Source organism: Maribacter sp. PR66, assembly GCF_028464205.1.
GTDB lineage: Bacteria > Bacteroidota > Bacteroidia > Flavobacteriales > Flavobacteriaceae > Maribacter > Maribacter flavus.
This window is the reverse complement of sequence record NZ_JAQPCH010000010.1, coordinates 11549-28756: the sequence shown is the minus strand read 5'-3', so window position 1 is coordinate 28756 and position 17208 is coordinate 11549. Positions and strand designations below refer to the sequence as shown.

Annotated in this window: 18 protein-coding genes; 12 read left to right on the top strand and 6 right to left on the bottom strand. The window is 41.3% G+C overall.

Translation table 11 applies throughout. The annotated features are described in order from the left end of the window. Window positions 1-192 precede the first annotated feature (192 nt). Window positions 193-2079: a molecular chaperone HtpG gene (gene htpG, locus PP181_RS15270; protein ID WP_272637725.1), complete on the top strand. Its 1887-nt coding sequence runs from the start codon at window positions 193-195 to the stop codon at window positions 2077-2079. Window positions 2080-2196: 117 nt separating this feature from the next. Here the strand turns inward: htpG and PP181_RS15265 are convergent, their stop codons facing one another. From PP181_RS15265 to PP181_RS15250, 4 genes are all read right to left on the bottom strand, one after another. Beyond that, complete coding sequence (locus tag PP181_RS15265) at window positions 2197-3009, bottom strand: inositol oxygenase family protein (RefSeq protein WP_272637724.1); 813 nt, start codon at window positions 3007-3009, stop codon at window positions 2197-2199. A 113-nt stretch (window positions 3010-3122) separates the two neighbouring features. After that, a complete protein-coding gene (locus PP181_RS15260; protein ID WP_272637723.1) occupies window positions 3123-4721 on the bottom strand; it encodes a solute:sodium symporter family transporter in 1599 nt (532 codons plus the stop codon). Window positions 4722-4758: 37 nt separating this feature from the next. Then, a complete protein-coding gene (locus PP181_RS15255; protein ID WP_272637722.1) occupies window positions 4759-5169 on the bottom strand; it encodes a hypothetical protein in 411 nt (136 codons plus the stop codon). Then, entirely contained in the window at window positions 5150-5740 is a 591-nt protein-coding gene (locus tag PP181_RS15250) for an RNA polymerase sigma factor (protein WP_138259256.1), read from the bottom strand. Before PP181_RS15250 ends, PP181_RS15255 begins: the two co-directional genes overlap by 20 nt. 132 nt (window positions 5741-5872) lie before the next feature. On the opposite strand from PP181_RS15250, the gene PP181_RS15245 reads away from it, so the two are divergent. From PP181_RS15245 to PP181_RS15235, 3 genes are all read left to right on the top strand, one after another. Further along, entirely contained in the window at window positions 5873-6226 is a 354-nt protein-coding gene (locus PP181_RS15245) for a DUF6249 domain-containing protein (RefSeq protein ID WP_272637721.1), read from the top strand. Between the two features lie 63 nt (window positions 6227-6289). Continuing rightward, window positions 6290-6925, top strand: a complete 636-nt coding sequence (locus tag PP181_RS15240) for an MOSC domain-containing protein (protein ID WP_154918573.1) — start codon at window positions 6290-6292, stop codon at window positions 6923-6925. Further along, complete coding sequence (locus PP181_RS15235; protein WP_154918572.1) at window positions 6925-7290, top strand: DoxX family protein; 366 nt, start codon at window positions 6925-6927, stop codon at window positions 7288-7290. The genes PP181_RS15240 and PP181_RS15235 overlap by 1 nt, the downstream gene beginning before the upstream one ends. Window positions 7291-7343: 53 nt before the next feature. On the opposite strand, the gene PP181_RS15230 is transcribed toward PP181_RS15235, so the two are convergent. Next, window positions 7344-7928, bottom strand: a complete 585-nt coding sequence (locus PP181_RS15230) for a hypothetical protein (RefSeq protein ID WP_272637720.1) — start codon at window positions 7926-7928, stop codon at window positions 7344-7346. A gap of 217 nt (window positions 7929-8145) precedes the next feature. Here PP181_RS15230 and PP181_RS15225 point away from each other — a divergent pair, with 217 nt between their 5' ends. The 3 genes from PP181_RS15225 (at window position 8146) to PP181_RS15215 (ending at window position 10062) form a co-directional block, all read left to right on the top strand. After that, complete coding sequence (locus PP181_RS15225) at window positions 8146-9018, top strand: AraC family transcriptional regulator (protein ID WP_125223991.1); 873 nt, start codon at window positions 8146-8148, stop codon at window positions 9016-9018. Beyond that, a complete protein-coding gene (locus tag PP181_RS15220) occupies window positions 9018-9614 on the top strand; it encodes an alpha-ketoglutarate-dependent dioxygenase AlkB family protein (protein WP_272637719.1) in 597 nt (198 codons plus the stop codon). Before PP181_RS15225 ends, PP181_RS15220 begins: the two co-directional genes overlap by 1 nt. Window positions 9615-9783: 169 nt before the next feature. Next, on the top strand, window positions 9784-10062 hold the full coding sequence (locus PP181_RS15215) for a TIGR03643 family protein (protein WP_138259262.1): 279 nt from the start codon (window positions 9784-9786) through the stop codon (window positions 10060-10062). A gap of 7 nt (window positions 10063-10069) precedes the next feature. Here PP181_RS15215 and PP181_RS15210 read toward each other — a convergent pair whose 3' ends face one another. After that, window positions 10070-10843, bottom strand: a complete 774-nt coding sequence (locus tag PP181_RS15210; protein WP_154918568.1) for a S1/P1 nuclease — start codon at window positions 10841-10843, stop codon at window positions 10070-10072. An 89-nt stretch (window positions 10844-10932) separates the two neighbouring features. Here PP181_RS15210 and PP181_RS15205 point away from each other — a divergent pair, with 89 nt between their 5' ends. The 5 genes from PP181_RS15205 to PP181_RS15185 all read left to right on the top strand — a co-directional run bounded on the left by PP181_RS15205 (window position 10933) and on the right by PP181_RS15185 (window position 17181). Continuing rightward, window positions 10933-13200 carry a transglycosylase domain-containing protein gene (locus PP181_RS15205; protein WP_272637718.1) on the top strand — a complete coding sequence of 756 codons (2268 nt, stop codon included), beginning with the start codon at window positions 10933-10935 and terminating at the stop codon, window positions 13198-13200. Window positions 13201-13267: 67 nt separating this feature from the next. Then, window positions 13268-14119 carry an SPFH domain-containing protein gene (locus tag PP181_RS15200; RefSeq protein ID WP_138259265.1) on the top strand — a complete coding sequence of 284 codons (852 nt, stop codon included), beginning with the start codon at window positions 13268-13270 and terminating at the stop codon, window positions 14117-14119. Between the two features lie 316 nt (window positions 14120-14435). After that, window positions 14436-14594 (top strand): DUF4177 domain-containing protein, encoded by a 159-nt coding sequence (locus PP181_RS15195; RefSeq protein ID WP_154918566.1) that lies wholly within the window; start codon window positions 14436-14438, stop codon window positions 14592-14594. Between the two features lie 160 nt (window positions 14595-14754). Then, a complete protein-coding gene (locus PP181_RS15190; RefSeq protein WP_138259267.1) occupies window positions 14755-14919 on the top strand; it encodes an Arc family DNA-binding protein in 165 nt (54 codons plus the stop codon). 63 nt (window positions 14920-14982) lie between these two features. Then, the gene (locus PP181_RS15185) at window positions 14983-17181 is read left to right on the top strand and encodes a DUF5916 domain-containing protein (RefSeq protein WP_272637717.1); all 2199 of its coding nucleotides are present in this window, start codon (window positions 14983-14985) and stop codon (window positions 17179-17181) included. The last annotated feature ends 27 nt before the right edge of the window (window positions 17182-17208 follow it).

Below are 17208 nucleotides of genomic sequence, written 5' to 3'. Positions count from 1 at the left end.
TAAAACTTTTTCATAGCATTTTCTTTCCTAATCACAAGTAAAATTAAATAATGTTTAATGTTTATGAAAAATAATTAAACAAAAGTTTTGTTAAAGTTTTGTGCTATACCAGGGTGTCAGTTTGTCACCTTCTTTAAGTATGGTATTTTTTTTGTCTAAAGGTGTTTGCAACTAATATAAAAATTCAAAATAATGGCTACAGGTAAAATCAATGTTTCGGTAGACAATATATTTCCGCTCATAAAGAAGTTTTTGTATTCCGATCATGAAATCTTTCTTCGAGAATTGGTATCCAATGCTACGGATGCTACCCTTAAACTAAAGCATTTAACCGCTATTGGAGAGGCAAAAGTGGAGTATGGCAATCCTTTGATCGAAATTAAGGTCGACAAAAAGGGAAAAAAACTTCACGTCATTGACCAAGGTCTGGGTATGACCGAGGAAGAAGTTAAAAAATACATCAACGAGGTTGCCTTTTCCGGTGCCGAGGAGTTCATCAACAAGTATGAGGATTCCGCCAAGGATGCCGGTATTATCGGGCACTTTGGCCTTGGGTTCTATTCCGCCTTTATGGTCGCCCATAAAGTGGAGATTATCACGAAAAGCTATCAGGACGAACCGGCAGTGCATTGGTCCTGCGACGGTTCACCCAACTTTACCATTGAACCATCGGATAAAAAAGAACGCGGAACGGAAATCATACTTCATATAGCCGATGATTCCACCGAGTTTTTGGAAGATAGTAGAATCCGTGAGCTATTAAGAAAATACAATAAGTTTATGCCGGTCCCCATTAAATTCGGGACCAAAACGGAGACCTTGCCCAAACCCGAAGGTGCCAAAGAGGACGATCCGGCCCCTACCAAGGAAGTGGACAATATCATCAACAATCCAAATCCGGCCTGGACCAAACAGCCAACGGATTTAAAGGACGAAGATTACAAAAGTTTTTATAGGGAACTCTATCCCATGCAGTTCGAGGAACCGCTGTTCCATATTCATTTGAACGTGGATTATCCTTTTAACCTGACGGGAATTCTTTATTTTCCGAAGCTTACGAACGACCTGAACATACAAAAAGATAAGATTCAATTGTACCAGAACCAAGTCTTCGTAACTGACAATGTGGAAGGTATTGTACCGGAATTCTTGACCATGCTGCGTGGTGTCATCGATTCACCGGATATTCCTTTGAATGTCTCAAGGTCCTATCTACAGGCTGATGGTGCCGTTAAGAAAATATCCTCTTACATTACAAGAAAGGTTGCTGATAAGCTTAATTCCCTTTTCAAGAACAACCGTGAGGATTTTGAGAAGAAATGGAACGATATAAAAATCGTCATTGAATACGGTATGTTGTCCGAAGATAAGTTCTTTGAAAAAGCGGACAAGTTTGCGCTGTACCCAAGTATTGACGGTGCCTATTATACGTTTGAGGAGCTTCAGGAGAAAATCAAGGCCAACCAAACGGACAAGGACGATAAATTGGTCATTCTGTATGCTTCCGATAAAGAGGCGCAGCATAGTTACATTGAGACCGCCAAGTCCAAGGGTTACGAGGTATTGTTGTTGGATTCGCCCATTATCGGCCATCTGATGCAAAAACTGGAAACCACCAAAGAGAAAATATCCTTTGCCAGGGTGGATGCGGACCATATCGACAAGCTGATCCAAAAAGAGGATACCCAAATCTCCAAGTTATCCGATGAGGAGAAGGAAAAGCTAAAAGCTGACTTGGAGGCTGTTTTTGGTGAAAAAAGCAATTATACCATACAATTGGAGGCCATGGATAGCGATGCTTCCCCATTCGTGATCACCGAGCCGGAATTCCTGCGCCGTATGAAGGAAATGCAACAGACCGGTGGCGGAATGTTCGGGATGGGGCATATGCCGGAGATGTACAACCTCATCGTAAACACTAATCATGAATTGATAGGCGAAATCCTGAATACCAAGACCGCCAAGAAAAAAGAGCGTTTGATCAATCAATCCTTGGATTTGGCCAAACTTTCCAAGGGCCTTTTAAAGGGTGCGGACTTAACGAACTTTATCAAGCGGAGTTATGAAATGGTAAAATAGGAGCCTCTCCCAAAACTGCCATGCAGTTTTGACCTCTCTAAAGGAGAGGTAAAGTAGGAAACATAGCTATAAAAAAGGGCCTCAATGATGAGGCCCTTTTTAATTTTTCAATTATAATTACCAATAAATAGGCCCTTTACCCAAATATTTTTCGGCAATGGGCTGGTAATAATCCCTTACATCTTCCAAGTCATATATTTTTTGACTTTTGGTATACAGGTCGTATTTGTTGAAGTCCTTGATGATTTCCAAATATTCCTTGTCCTTTTCATTGGTCAATTCCTTGTAACTACCGCCACTATGCCACGGATAAAAAGAATGATATCTGATCATGACCATAGCCTCGTCGGGTAGTGTATTTTCCTTGTGATTATTTAATACCTGGTACAGATACTCATCGTGTCCCCATGCCAGTTCCAGATTGTCCAACCCACAGCCTTCTTCATAGATACCGGTAGTTGTATTGTAACGTGCATCCGTCATATCAGGGTTTAAGGCATTGAATTCGGGATATACGCAGGAAGAAGGCAACTTGCATCCCACAACGAATACATCGCCCACCATGCCCCATTGCTCGGCCTGACTTGTCCCATCGGCATCACTGCCCCACATGAACATGATTTTTCCTAGATCGTGGATAAGTCCGGTAAGCTGCATCCAATCGGGTCTATTATCCGCCCTAATGGCCTCCGCACTCTGAATCAGATGCTGTACATTGGGAAGATCGAGATCGGGATCGCTCACATCTATCAAACTGTTCAAGTGTCCCATGGCTTCCCAAAGGTCCATCGGCTTATCAAAAGTGAGGTATTTTTTATGCATGCGCTTCACATAATCGTAGGTCTGGTTTTGACGCATTTTTCTATAATGTTCTTTTACGGCCACGGAGACATCGGGCGCATCGTAATTCCTGAATGTTTTTTCTTCCATAATATCACTTATAAATTAGATCTCGCATCTCGACTCCACTCGATATAACAGCTCAACCGGTTGTACCGTTTTTTTTCGAGATTATTAAATTTGATACAACAAATTACTCAATTCTAGACATTTCCCAATAAAAAATAAATAAGAACCGTTACTAGGACAAGAAAAATGCTGAAAGGTTTGGCATATTTCCATGGTTTCAAATCCAAGACGTTGGCATCCTGTATTGAAAATCGTTCTTTTGTAGGCCGATACAGAGAAGCCAAATGCATAATGCCGATATTGAGTACAAACTCAATGCCCCAAATATGAACGAAATGTAGGTTCACCTCCAAAATGAAGTACATGAGGACATAGAAAACAAGTCCGAAACAGAGTCCCACCTTGGCCCCAAACGCTGAAACCCGCGGAAAAAGAAAGCCGGCCGTAATGACGCTGGCAATGGGAATAAAGAAAATTCCGTTCAGTTGCTGTAGGAGCTGGTACAGACCGTCAGGTGCATTGGCCACAAATGGAGCAATTCCAATTGCGAAAACGGCCAGCAGCAAGGAGGTCCACTTCCCGATGCCTACCAACTTTTGGTCGCTGGATTCCTTAAAAATGTAACGCTTATAAATTCCCAAACTAAAAACGGTAGCCGCACTGTTCAAGGCACTGTTGAAGGTACTCAAAATAGCGCCCATCATGACCGCCACAAAGAAACCGGTCAGCCAAAGGGGCATCACTTTTTTTACAAGTATGGGATATACGCTATCCGGATTGTCATAGTACGAATCCCCAAAATAATAAAAGGCAATCAGCCCTGGCAATACAATGATCAGCGGTACCAATATTTTTAACAATCCCGTATAAAGCAATCCTTTTTGTGCTTCCTTTAAGCTAACGGCCCCTAACACCCGTTGAATTATCGACTGGTGCATGGTCCAGAAATAGATTTGGTTGACCATCAGTCCCGTAAACAGTACTTCAAAAGGTAGAATGGCAGACCTTGCCCCTTCCCCCACTCCGGATTCCGTGCTGATTACATTGAACTTCTCCGGGCTATTGTTGAAAACCTCACCCAAACCATGGAATAAATTTCCTTCGCCAATGGCCAAGAGTGCCAAAATGGGAACCAACAGACCAGCGACCAACAAACCAAAGCCGTTGATGGTATCCGTATATGCTACCATCTTGAGTCCCCCAAAAATGGCATAGATGGCCCCAATAGTGCCCACTATTAAAATGGTCACCCAAATACCTTGCGACTTACTTAGGTTCAATAGGTTGGAAATATCAAAAATAGCCTCAATGTTCAGCGCACCTGTGTATAGAACTATGGGCAATAACGTAGCGACAAAAGAAATAATGAGGAGCATGGCCACGATGGTCCGAGTTAGGCCGTCAAACCGTTTTTCCAAAAATTCTGGGATGGTCGTAAGTCCCATTTTCAAATACCGAGGAGCAAAATAGAGCGCCCCAATGACCAATGCGAGTGCTGAGGTTACCTCCCAGGCGATGATTATGGCCCCATTTCTATACGAGGAACCGTTCATACCCACCAAATGCTCCGTAGAAATGTTGGTCAATAACAAAGAGCCCGCAATTACGATGCCTGTTAAGGACCTACCTCCCAAAAAATAACCGTCCTTGGTATTTAGTTTATCCTTACGAAGTTGGTAGGTCGCATAGAAAGCGACAAAACCGGTGAAGAGTAAAAAGGATAGGAAGGTCATGGATTTAAATGTAGTAATAAATTTTAAATCCCCATATTTAGATTATCACCCTGTGTTTAGAAAAATAATGCTTTAAAAAAAGAATTTGAAACAAGATAAAAATGACGAATCCTAGCACAGCATAACTGGACGAATTCCACTTGATTTCTCTCAATCGGACATCAAAAAAATCTAGATTACCAATTGTATTGTATTTTAAAGAAAAAAGCCAAAAGTTGGTATTTGGCTCCATAATGAATGCAAATCCTAAAAGGCCTATGAGTACAAGCGCAAGTGAGAACCACACTGTTTTGGATATTAAAGGCTTGTATTTTAATTCCTTTGTATTTAATTGTGCTATCCTTTGAAACAGTCTTTCATTAAAATTTTCAGAAACTTCTTCAGGTCTTAGCTCTTTGATTGCGTTTTTTAGGAATAAATCCAATACTTTATCTTCTTGTTCTTTCATAGCTATGAATTGTTTCCGGTTCTAGTGAATTTCTTAAAATTAATGCCAATTTTTTTCTGGCCCTATGTATTTTCACCTTTACGGTGTTGGCTTCAATACCTATTATTTCGGAAATTTCAACAAGGGAAAGCTCCTGATAATAAAATAGGGTTATTAATACACTATCTTCATTATCCAGTTCCTCTATAGCCCTTTTTATTGTCTTTCTTCTTTCTTTTATTTCTATTTTATTCCATATTTCCGGAGATAGGTACAAGGCAGATGTATCTTGCATATCAAAACCTTTCGTTTGGGGCTGCGATTTATGTTTTTTAAGACAATCAAGACCCTTTCTATAGGCTATTTTATATAACCAGGTAGAGAACTTGCTCTCTCCTTTAAATGTAGTCAATGCACTATATACCTTTATAAAGGTATCTTGTGCTACCTCTTCCGCATCCTCCCTATTTCCAACCAACCTTAGCGCCAAAGTAAAGACCATATGCTTATATCTATCCACTAATTTTTCATAAGCGGATATATCCCTTTTTTGGGCACGTTCTATCAATAGTTGGTCGCTAGGCTTGTTCATTTACATTTATTGGACGAACTGCTTTAGGCAAAGGTTACAGTTTTAAAGAAAAACTAAAAAAATTGTAACCTATGGAAATTTATCGTCGTCAAAAGAAGTAAACAGTTTATTTATCAATTAAAAAACAAATCAATGGGAGGAGAAGTAATTATTTTCACGTTAATCTTTGGGGTTATTTTTGGAATAGCCTATTTATTCTTTTCAACTAGAAACAAAGAACGCATGGCTCTTATAGAAAAAGGTGCCGATGCCAGTATTTTTGTAAAAACAAAAAAGGAACATGCCGCGCCCTTTTGGAAAATCCTAATCTTAAACCTTTCCCTTCTGCTCATAGGAATTGGTTGTGCAATCTTTTTAGCTTCGATTATGGTCTACAGTTTGGGAGTCGAAGAGAATGTTGCCTATCCCGGATCCATATTTTTAATGGCCGGAATTGGATTATTGTTAGGTTTCTATCTTACCAAAAAGTTGGAAAAGGAAGTATAGCAACTATCCAGTAAAATTGTAAACCACCAGATTTCTTCTGGTGGTTTTTTTTATCTTCACACAATGAAGATAATCTCCACCAATATCTGCAACGAGCCTAGAACCTTTGTTTGGAACGGCACCGAAGAACAGACGGGCATTTTTAAATTTCCCACATCTGAAAAATTGTTCTTGACCAAAAGCGATGTTCAGAAGGATACGATTATCAATAGGGTAAACCATGGGGGGGAGAACAAGGCCTGTTATCTTTTTTCCGCGGATCAGTACCCTTTTTGGAAGGAAAAATATCCTAATCATGAATGGAATTGGGGTATGTTCGGCGAAAACCTGACGATTACCGGATTGGATGAGTCCCAAATACGTATAGGGAACGTTTATAAAATGGGAAGTGCCCTGGTTCAGGTTTCCCAGCCTAGGGAACCTTGTTATAAACTGGGAATCCGTTTTGGCACCCAACAAATCCTGAAAGAATTCATCGATCAGAATCACCCCGGAACGTATGTGAAAATTCTGGAGGAAGGGGAAGTAAGTATGGGCGATGAACTGAAATTGATTCAACAATCGGAGAACACCTTAACGGTCCAAGAATTCTATGAACTGATGTTCCTAAAAGAAAAGCCGAAGGACTTGCTGCAAAGGTTTATGGACAATCCGGCAGTACCCCTGTATAAAAAGGAAAGAATGCAAAAATACCTTTAATGGAACTTCATTTTCCTTGGCACTTGTACTTGATGGCCGCGCTATATATGTTCGCAGGCCTCATGCATTTTATACGGCCCAAAATATACTTGCGGGTCATGCCCAACTATCTACCTTCTCCAAAATTTTTGGTACTTCTAAGTGGCGTATTTGAAATCCTTTTGGGCATTGGACTATGCTTTCAGGAAACCAAAGATTTAGCTATTTATGGAATTATGGCCATGTTATCGGTTTTTTTGTTGGTCCACTTTTATATGCTCAAGGGCGAAAAGGAATCGGCCGGATTTCCAAAATGGTTATTATTACTGCGCATTCCGTTGCAATTCCTTTTGATGTGCTGGGCGTACGCTTACCTAAGCGTATAAAAACAAAAAGAGGGCTCTCCAGCCCCCTTTTCTTGAAATTAACTTAAACCAACTTAATTAACAACAAATTCTTCACTGTAGGTTTTGGTATCATCGGATACTACTACCATATAACTTCCCGGATAGGCTCCTTGAAAGTTAAAGGCCTTTTCTACAATAAGTTTATCAGATACGGTTTCGGAGAACACCAATCTATAGTTTTGGTCATAAACTTTTAAGGAAATCTCAGATTTATCCAAGTTCAAAAAGTTCATGAAGACCCTATTTTCTGTTTTTCTAAAAAAAGGTTTGGCATCTACCTCAGAGTCGATGATCTCAATGACACCGTCCTTCAAGGAAATGGTGTACATGTTGCTTTTTAGTCCGCTTTCGGCTACCAAATAATAATATCCATCTACCAAATCTTTCAAATTCAGTTTTTTACTGAAACGACCTTTTGAAAGCTTTTCGAAATAGATACTATTAGAATCCGAATCCAAAAGCCTAACAGTGACACTTTGGTCCAGTGCGTCCAAGGTCAATAGGACACTTTTGGAGTTATTTAAGGTAACAACGTCCAATTTGGGCTCTCTTGCCATACCCGCTACTGTAGCGAACATAAAGGCAACTACGGTTGTGATTTTTACAATTGTTTTCATAATAAATTACTTTAAAGGATTAATTAATAATTTACGATACAAACATACACCCGTTATGTCGTTGCCACTACAGCGGATTTTTCCGATTTATGTGCTATTTTACCAACCTTAACACACTTTTAATATAGTGATGTTAATTTTCCACATATTTGAGTTAATTTTGCAAAGTGACCTGCAAAAAAGGTTATCTAACTTTACATTAGTAAACACCAAATAGATGATTACACAAAAACCTACATTTGAAGCTATTGAACCAGATTTTGGGCATTCGTTTACCTATCAAAGGTTCGATGAGCACCGGGTGAACAAGAACAATGTTTGGCATTACCATCCAGAATTGGAACTGGTCTATGTAAACGGCGGTTCCGGTAAGCGCCAAATAGGTAGCCATGTTTCCTATTATACCGATGGCGATCTTATATTGATAGGCAGTAATCTTCCCCATTGCGGTTTTACCGATGCACTCACGGGCAATACCAGTGAAACCGTCGTACAGATGAAGCTCGATTTTTTGGGAACCGACTTTTTTACCATTCCCGAAATGAAGAAAATCAAAAAGTTGTTTGAAATAGCGAGTGGAGGAATCGCCTTTTATGGGAAGACCAAAAGAAAAATAGGCGATAAAATGGAGGTGCTGGAATATCAGACCGATTTCCAACGTCTTTTGAGTATTCTGAACATTCTGAACGAATTGGGCGGTTCACAAGAAATGAAACTCCTGAATGCGGATGGTTTTTCCTTGGCAACCGATGTCAAGGACAATGACCGCATCAACATCGTTTTCAATCATGTAAAGAACAACTTCAAGGAAGAAATAACGCTGGAGGAAATATCTTCCATGGTGAGCATGACCATTCCGTCTTTCTGCAGATACTTTAAAAAGCTTACAAATAAAACCTTTGTACAATTTGTAAATGAATACCGCTTGGTGCATGCCTCTAAATTATTGGCGGAAAAACCCATGAGCATCACGGAAGTCTGTTTTGAATGTGGATTCAACAACTTTTCCCACTTTAATAAGTCGTTCAAAGCATTTACGGGACAGAACCCCAGTGAATATAGGAATGAGCTAAAAGCCGTTTTGGTCTGATGCCAGAAAACAAGGAATACTCACAATTGGATTTGCCCGATTGTGACATACGATATTACCCAAATTTTATTCCTAGTAAAATTGCGGATACCTATTTCAAAAAGTTAAGGTCTGAAACACCTTGGCAACAGGATGATATTAAAGTATTCGGAAAGTTATACGCCCAGCCAAGACTTACCGCATTGTATGGAAATAATGGAAGGCCCTACTCCTATTCCAACATTACCATGAAACCCCATCGTTTCAGTAAAGTTTTATTGGAAATAAAATCGGAAGTAGAAAAGTATGTTTCCCCAGAATTTACTACTTGTTTACTAAATCTATATAGGGATGGCAAGGATAGTAACGGTTGGCACGCCGATAATGAAAAGGAACTGGGTAAAAACCCTGTAATTGCATCGGTGAGTCTAGGTGCGGAACGCATGTTTCATCTAAAACACAACATAGACCCTTCTGCAAAGCACAAAATGATATTGGAGCATGGCAGTTTGTTGGTGATGCAGGGGGAGACCCAACATACTTGGAAGCATCAGATTCCAAAAACGGCCAAACCGATTGGGGAACGGATAAATCTGACGTTTAGGATAATCAAATAAAAAAAATCGGCCCAGAGGACCCATTTTTTATGCCTTTTTGTAGACCCACCATCTTTAATACCAGGGCATACCAATACTAATCTGCTCGTCGGGGTTTCTACCTTAGCAACATATTTTCAAAGGTCATGCCAAACCCTTTTTGCCCTAGGCTTTGTATATTTGTATTGTTATGTCAAAGGAATTTACAGAAAGGGAATTGGACCGAATCATAGAAATGGCCTGGGAGGACCGTACTCCGTTTGAGGCCATCACCTTCCAGTTTGGTATAAGTGAACAGGAAACCATAGAGATCATGCGCAGGGAAATGAAACCCAGTAGTTTTCGCATGTGGCGTAAAAGGGTTCAGGGAAGGGCTACCAAACACCGAAATTTACGCGAAAATGTGTCCGGACGATTCAAGAGCTCCCGTCAGAAGAACATTAGCGGAAACAAAATTTCAAAAAGATAGTTTAGTTCTATTTGAAAATATCATTCAGGACCGCCGCCAATCGTATGCCCCCTTTTAACAATTGGTTTTCAACAGTGCCCCACCATCGGTAACTATATTGATACCCCAATTTCTCACCCACTGCTACGGAATCATAGACTTCGTTCGTAATTTCCTGGGTCTCCTCGATCCAATCATAGATATCGCCCTGCTGAATTTGCTTCACCTGCTGCTTGGTAAGCTTTGGTAAGGAGTTTGAAAGCTCCGTAAAACTCATTCCATAGTCGTCAATCATATTGGAATCCCATACCCGATGTAGGTTACTGCCCCTTCCAAACCATTGCAACTGAATGTCGTTTCCTCCTTTGTCCTCTAGCCGACCAATATGCATCGGTTGGTGCAAATCCCCAATAAGGTGCACCAGAAATTTCAAGTAAAAAGCCTTGTCCTCCTTGGAACTTTCCTGCGAGGTCAATATTTCAATGCACTTGTTGATTCCTATGACCAAATCCCCATATTCACTGGGTTCAACGTCCCTATAATCCTTGTCCGCTGGGAAGTTGACATAATGCCAGGCACTGAATTCACTGTATTTTCTATCGGCCTTGATCTCATCGGCAAAATTGGAAACGGCTGCCAAATTTTGGCCATCCAGTAGGGCATCAATGGCCTTTCTTGCCTTTCTACTCAAATAGTCCTGGGCCACATCGCCCACCACCCGATGCCCGGTTTTGGACCAGATTGCGTCATTGGCGAAAGCGGATTGTATAACGACCAGTAAAATGAACGTGAACTTCTTCATGGAATTCGGTTTTGGCAAAAATAGGGCAACAAGTTTTAAGGTATTGTTAAAAGTCAGGTCAGCTTAAATTTAAGTGGGAACTTGCACCCATGCAGGGAATAAAAAAGATACTAAGTAAAATCAAACCGCCGTTTCTCAGGTATTTTTTTGTAGGAATCGCGGGGTTCCTGGTATTGACGGTAATTTTTGTGGGTAGCATCTATTTGGGAGCTTGGGGAAGTGTCCCCAATAAAAAGGAACTCTCCAATTTTCAGTACCAAGTGGCTTCAGAGGTATTTACGGCGGATAGCGTCTTGATCGGAAAATATTACCTCAACGACAGACAGCCCATTACTTTTGATGAATTCCCGGAACACCTTTTACAGGCCCTCATTTCCATTGAAGACGAGCGCTTTTATGAACATTCCGGAGTGGATTACCCAAGTCTGTTCAGGGTAGGTATAAAGACCATACTTTTGGGTGACGAATCGTCTGGAGGAGGAAGCACCATCAGTCAGCAATTGGCAAAAAACCTGTATCCTAGGAGGGACAGGAAGCAAACAAATATCGTGGTCGATAAGATCAAGGAAATGATCATTGCCGGCAGATTGGAGGATATCTACGATAAAAATGAAATCCTTACCCATTACCTAAATACCGTTTCCTTTGGCGACAACACCTTTGGCATTGAAAGTGCCGCTTTAAAATTTTTCAATACCCGAACAAAAAACCTATCGGTGGAACAAGCAGCTACCCTGGTAGGCATGCTTAAAGCTACCTACGGTTACAATCCAAGAATATTCCCGGAAAAAAGCAGGGAACGCAGAAATCTGGTCTTATCCACGATGGTCAAGAACGATTTTATTTCGAAAACGGAATATGATGCCCTCAAACAACTGGATATCGGTTTGGATTATAGGGATTACGATTATAGTTCGGGCTTGGCACCTTATTTTCGGGAAGAAGTACGCAAGCAATTACTGGAGTGGACCAAAACACAAAATGAGGAAGGAAAGGAATACAACATTTATACATCGGGCCTAAAAGTGTATACCACCCTAAATTATAAAATGCAACAACTGGCGGAGCAAAGTATGGTGGAGCATATGGGCCCATTGCAAAGCGATTTTGAAAAAAGTTACGGAAAAAATGCCCCATGGTTAACGGATAAAAACCTCATAAAAACGGTAGCCCGAAGAAGTACAGCCTATAAAAACCTAAAAAAAGACGGCTTCACCGATGATGAAATTTTTGACAGCCTGCAACGTACCAAACGAAAAATGACGATAACCTCCTGGGAGGAAGAAACGGAAAAGGAATTAAGTGTCATGGACAGCATACAGCACTACATGAAGTTTTTGAACACAGGCTCCATATCCCTTAATCCCAAAACCGGTGAAGTGCTCACATGGATCGGCGGGGTGGATTTCAAGCAGTTTAAGTACGACCATATTTCCCAGAGCAAACGCCAAGTCGGTTCCACGTTCAAACCGTTCGTTTACACCGCGGCTCTAGAACAGGGGATAGAACCCTGCACTTATTTTTCAGCTCAGGAAGTAGAATATGAAAATTTAAAAGGTTGGTCCCCAAGTAATTCCGGAGACACCGATGAGGCCTACCTCAATTATTCCATGGAGGAGGGACTTAGCAAATCCGTTAACACGATTGCCGTGAAGGTTATGGAAAAAACAGGTGTCGATGAAGTACTTGCCCTTGCGAAAAAAATGGGAATCGAAGAAAGACTACCGAGCGAACCCTCCATCGCCCTTGGTACGGGAGAAATCAAATTGATTGAATTGGCAAAAGCCTATACCAGTTATATGAATGAGGGTAGATCTGTGGAACCTTTTTTGATAAAAACCATCACTACCCAACAGGATTCCCTTCTGGCAAGCTTTGAACCGAAAAAAAGTGAAAATGCCGCCTTTTCGGCCGAAAACGGACAAATTATGATGGAAATGATGAAATCGACCATAAATTCCGGAACCGCTTCACGGATTCGGTCTACGTATAAACTATCAAACGATATAGCAGGAAAAACGGGAACCACGCAAAATAATAAGGATGCCTGGTTTGTTGCCCTTTCACCAAACCTTTTGCATGTAACATGGGTAGGCCTGGACCATCATGAAATTGGATTTAGGAATACATCTATCGGCCAAGGTGCCAATGCGGCATTGCCAATGTACGCCCTATTATTGCAAAAAATGAACAAGGACGAACAATTCAACCACATAACCCGAGCAAGATTTCCCGCACCAAGCGGGCGCGTTCAAGAAATGTTGGATTGTGAACCAATAAAACGGGATGGCTTCTTCAAAAGACTCTTTAAAAACCCGAATAAGAAAAAGACCCGGAAATTTAAAGGGCAAGATTAATGGAGGAAAAAAGGCCGACTTTAATTTTTTTTGATATATTTATGATATCATTTTAATATCATGTACCATGTCAAACGAAAAAAACTATAGCCCTATCAATGGCTATGTAATGATTTTAGTTGTTCTAGGGCTTATCATTGGGGGCATTGCCCTATTGAGAATTTACTTGGGTATTTTTCTAATTGTACTAGCAGTCCTAAGTCTTGGTGGATTTGTTTTGGTGAACCCCAATGGTTCCAGGGTCCTGTTGTTGTTTGGGAAATACGTGGGCACCATCAAGAAGAACGGATTCTTTTGGGTAAACCCCTTTTTTACCAAAAAGAAGATTTCCTTACGCGCCAGCAATTTCGATAGCGAACGATTGAAGGTGAATGACAAATTGGGGAACCCCGTAATGATCAGTACCATTTTGGTCTGGAGGGTAACGAATACCTACAAAGCCGCTTTTGATGTGGACGACTATCAGAATTTTGTGAGGGTACAGACCGATGCCGCCGTACGAAAATTGGCAAGTATGTATCCGTATGACAACTTTGCGGACGAAGGTTTGGATGAGGATATCACCTTACGCTCCAGTGTCAACGAAGTGAGCGAAGCTTTGGAAACGGAGGTACAGGAGCGGTTGGCCATGGCCGGTATCGAAGTGTTGGAAGCACGCATTGGATATTTGGCCTACGCCCAGGAAATTGCCAATGCCATGCTAAAAAGACAACAGGCCACGGCCATTGTGGCGGCAAGGCATAAAATTGTGGAAGGTGCCGTAAGTATGGTAGAAATGGCGCTGCATGAACTGAGCAAAAAGGAATTGGTGGATTTGGACGAGGAGCGCAAAGCGGCCATGGTCAGCAATTTGATGGTAGTACTGTGTTCCGACAAGGATGCATCACCCATCGTAAATGCTGGTACGTTAAATCACTAACATGTGTTTTTCCTGAATTTTATTGTGTATTCCCGATAGCTAATGAATATTAATTTTATAGTTATAATTGGATGTAACCAACTAATCATATACACACTATAATGTCTGGTCGAGCGCAGTTGAGACCTCATATTGGAGCAATAGGTTAATTACCTCTTGACTTTTGTTTATCCTGAGCATTGGGTGAAAAGAAAACATGTTTTCTTTGAACGCACCTTGCGCAGCAAAACGAAAGGCTCGAGGCCAAACAAGGTTGTGATTTATAACTAATAGTCAATTTATAATATTAATCAGGGAATTACTAAAATTTAAATTTGTGAAAGAATATAAAGTAATAAGCTGGTCCGTAGGCCTAACCAATAATAACCAACGTTTGGAGGACACCCTGAACGAATATGGCAGACAGGGATGGAGGGTCGTAGATTTGGACCATGACCGGAGCCGTATCGTATTTGAAAGGGACAAAAACCGATGAAACCCTCATCGAGGGATTTGTCATGGTAAGTCAAATACCTCTATAATAGTAAATGTGTAAAGATTAAGCTATTGACTTAATTTTGAACGCATTAAGTTTGAATCAAGAATTTGAATATCCCAAGGGTCATTTTATTTGCTGATGGACAGTAAACAGGAATATGAGTAAGAAAAAAGCATTTGCATTGCGGGTAAACGAGGACATGCTCAACGCCATAGAAAAATGGGCCGCGGACGAGTTCCGTAGTACCAATGGTCAAATTGAGTGGATGTTGATGCAATGCCTAAAAGATGCGAAAAGAGAACCCAAGAAAAAAAAGGAATAGTTTTTTAGGGTTTTTTTAACGGTACAAACCTTTAACTTTGTTAGCCAAAGTTTCCAAACCAAAATGACCAAATTAAAAAGTATAGTAGCACTGTTGCTTACAGGCGCTTCACTTTACGCCCAAACTCCAGAAAAATCCTTCACTGTAAAGTACACGAACGAAAAAATACAATTGGATGGTATTTTGGACGAGCCTGTATGGACCTTTGCGCAAAGCGCGGGCGAATTTCAACAGTATTTCCCATCGGATGATGTACCGGCCCAATACCAAACAGATATCCGTATGCTAACGGATGACACGACCCTCTATATAGGTATGACCGTTCACACCCCGGGCTCAAATTACGTAATACCCTCCCTGGAACGTGATTTTAGGGCAGGTGGAAATGACAATATAAGCTTGGTCTTTGATACCTTCAATGATGGAACAAACGCCTTTCTTTTTGGAATAAACCCTTATGGTGTTCGTCGCGAAGTCCTTATTTCGGGAGGTGGGCAGGACCTAAGCGGCTTTACGACTTCCTGGGACGTAAAATGGAAGGCTGAAACAAAAATATACGATAACTATTACACCGCCGAAATGGCCATTCCCTTGACCTCCCTAAAATTTGCCGAGGGTGAGACCAAGTGGCGTTTCCAAAGTTATCGCTTTGATATGCAGTCCAACGAGCGCAGCAATTGGTACGTCATCCCACAGAACCAAAGTGTTATCAACTTGGCCTTTATGGGCGATATGTATTTTGAAAAGCCCTTGGGAAAATCCAGGACCCCATTGGCATTGATTCCCTATGTGAACCTCTTGTCAGATAAGGATTTCAATTCAGATGTCAGTAATACAACGTTGAAAGTTGGCGGCGATGCCAAAATAGCCATAGGGAACGGAATGAACCTGGATGTTACCGTAAATCCGGATTTCTCCAATGTGGAGGTAGATGCCATCATTACCAACCTCACCCGTTTTGAGGTATCCCTGCCAGAACGGCGTCAGTTTTTTATAGATAATAATGATCTTTTTGGGGATTTTGGCAGTAGAAGGCATTCCAACGCATTTTTTTCCCGACGTATCGGTATCGCCACGGACCGCTTGGGAAATTCGGTGCAGAACGACATTTTAGGTGGCGTTCGGCTCAGTGGTAAACTGAACAAGAACTTGCGCCTAGGCCTATTGAACATCCAAACGGCCAGAAACGAGGAACAGGAAGTGGCATCCAATAATAATATGATGCTAGCGCTACAACAGAAAGTGTTCGCGCGATCTAATATAGGCATGTTCTTTCTTAATAGGCAGGCCTTTGGGGATGAACCTTTTTTATCGCCGGATGATGCCTATAACAGGGTCCTTGGAGTGGATTATAACTTGGCCAGTGCGGACAATGTATGGTCTGGAAAATATTACCTCCATAAATCCTTTCAACCTGGGGATAATGAAGGTAACATTTCTGCCGGAGCCCTTCTGAGCTATAATTCAAGATATTGGAACTCGTTTGTAGATCTGGCCTATATCGATACCGATTTCAGATCCGATTTGGGTTTTATTCCCAGAACGGATATCATAAAGGCCGTTTCCGGTCTTGAACGCCTATATTGGCCCAAAACGGGTACTATCAACAACCATGGACTGGAACTTTTTGCCATTTCCAACTGGCGCACCTCCCTGGATTACCAACTGGCCGATTATGATCTACAGGCCAATTACAATTTCGTATTGAAGAATTTCACGGAGTTTGGTGCGGGCTATACCTCCAGTTACATATACCTATTTGAACCGTTCGACCCAACAGGGACCAAAGGTGCCGTAGAACTTCCAGGCAACCAAGAATATAGGTTTGGAACCTTTACGGTAGGCTACCAATCCAATGAGGCAAATGTTTTTGCCTTTCAGGGAGAATCCTCCTTAGGGAATTTTTTCAACGGGGAACGGTTTTCCATTGGCGGGGAGGCTACCTTACGTATCCAGCCCAAAGTAAGAATTGGGTTGAACGTGAATTATGACAAAATCACCTTGCCCGATCCCTATCCCAGTGCGGACCTATGGTTGGTAAGCCCTAGGTTTGGATTTACGTTCAGTAAGTCGGTTTTCTGGACTACGCTATTTCAGTACAGCAACCAACGGGACAACTTGGGCATAAACTCAAGGCTACAATGGCGCTTTGCGCCGCTTTCAGACTTGTTCATTGTTTATAACGACAACTACTCGGTAAATATCATCGAACCAAAATATAGGTCCATCAACTTAAAACTCACCTATTGGTTGAACATATAACGGGTCGTGCCCGGTATTTTCTCCAAA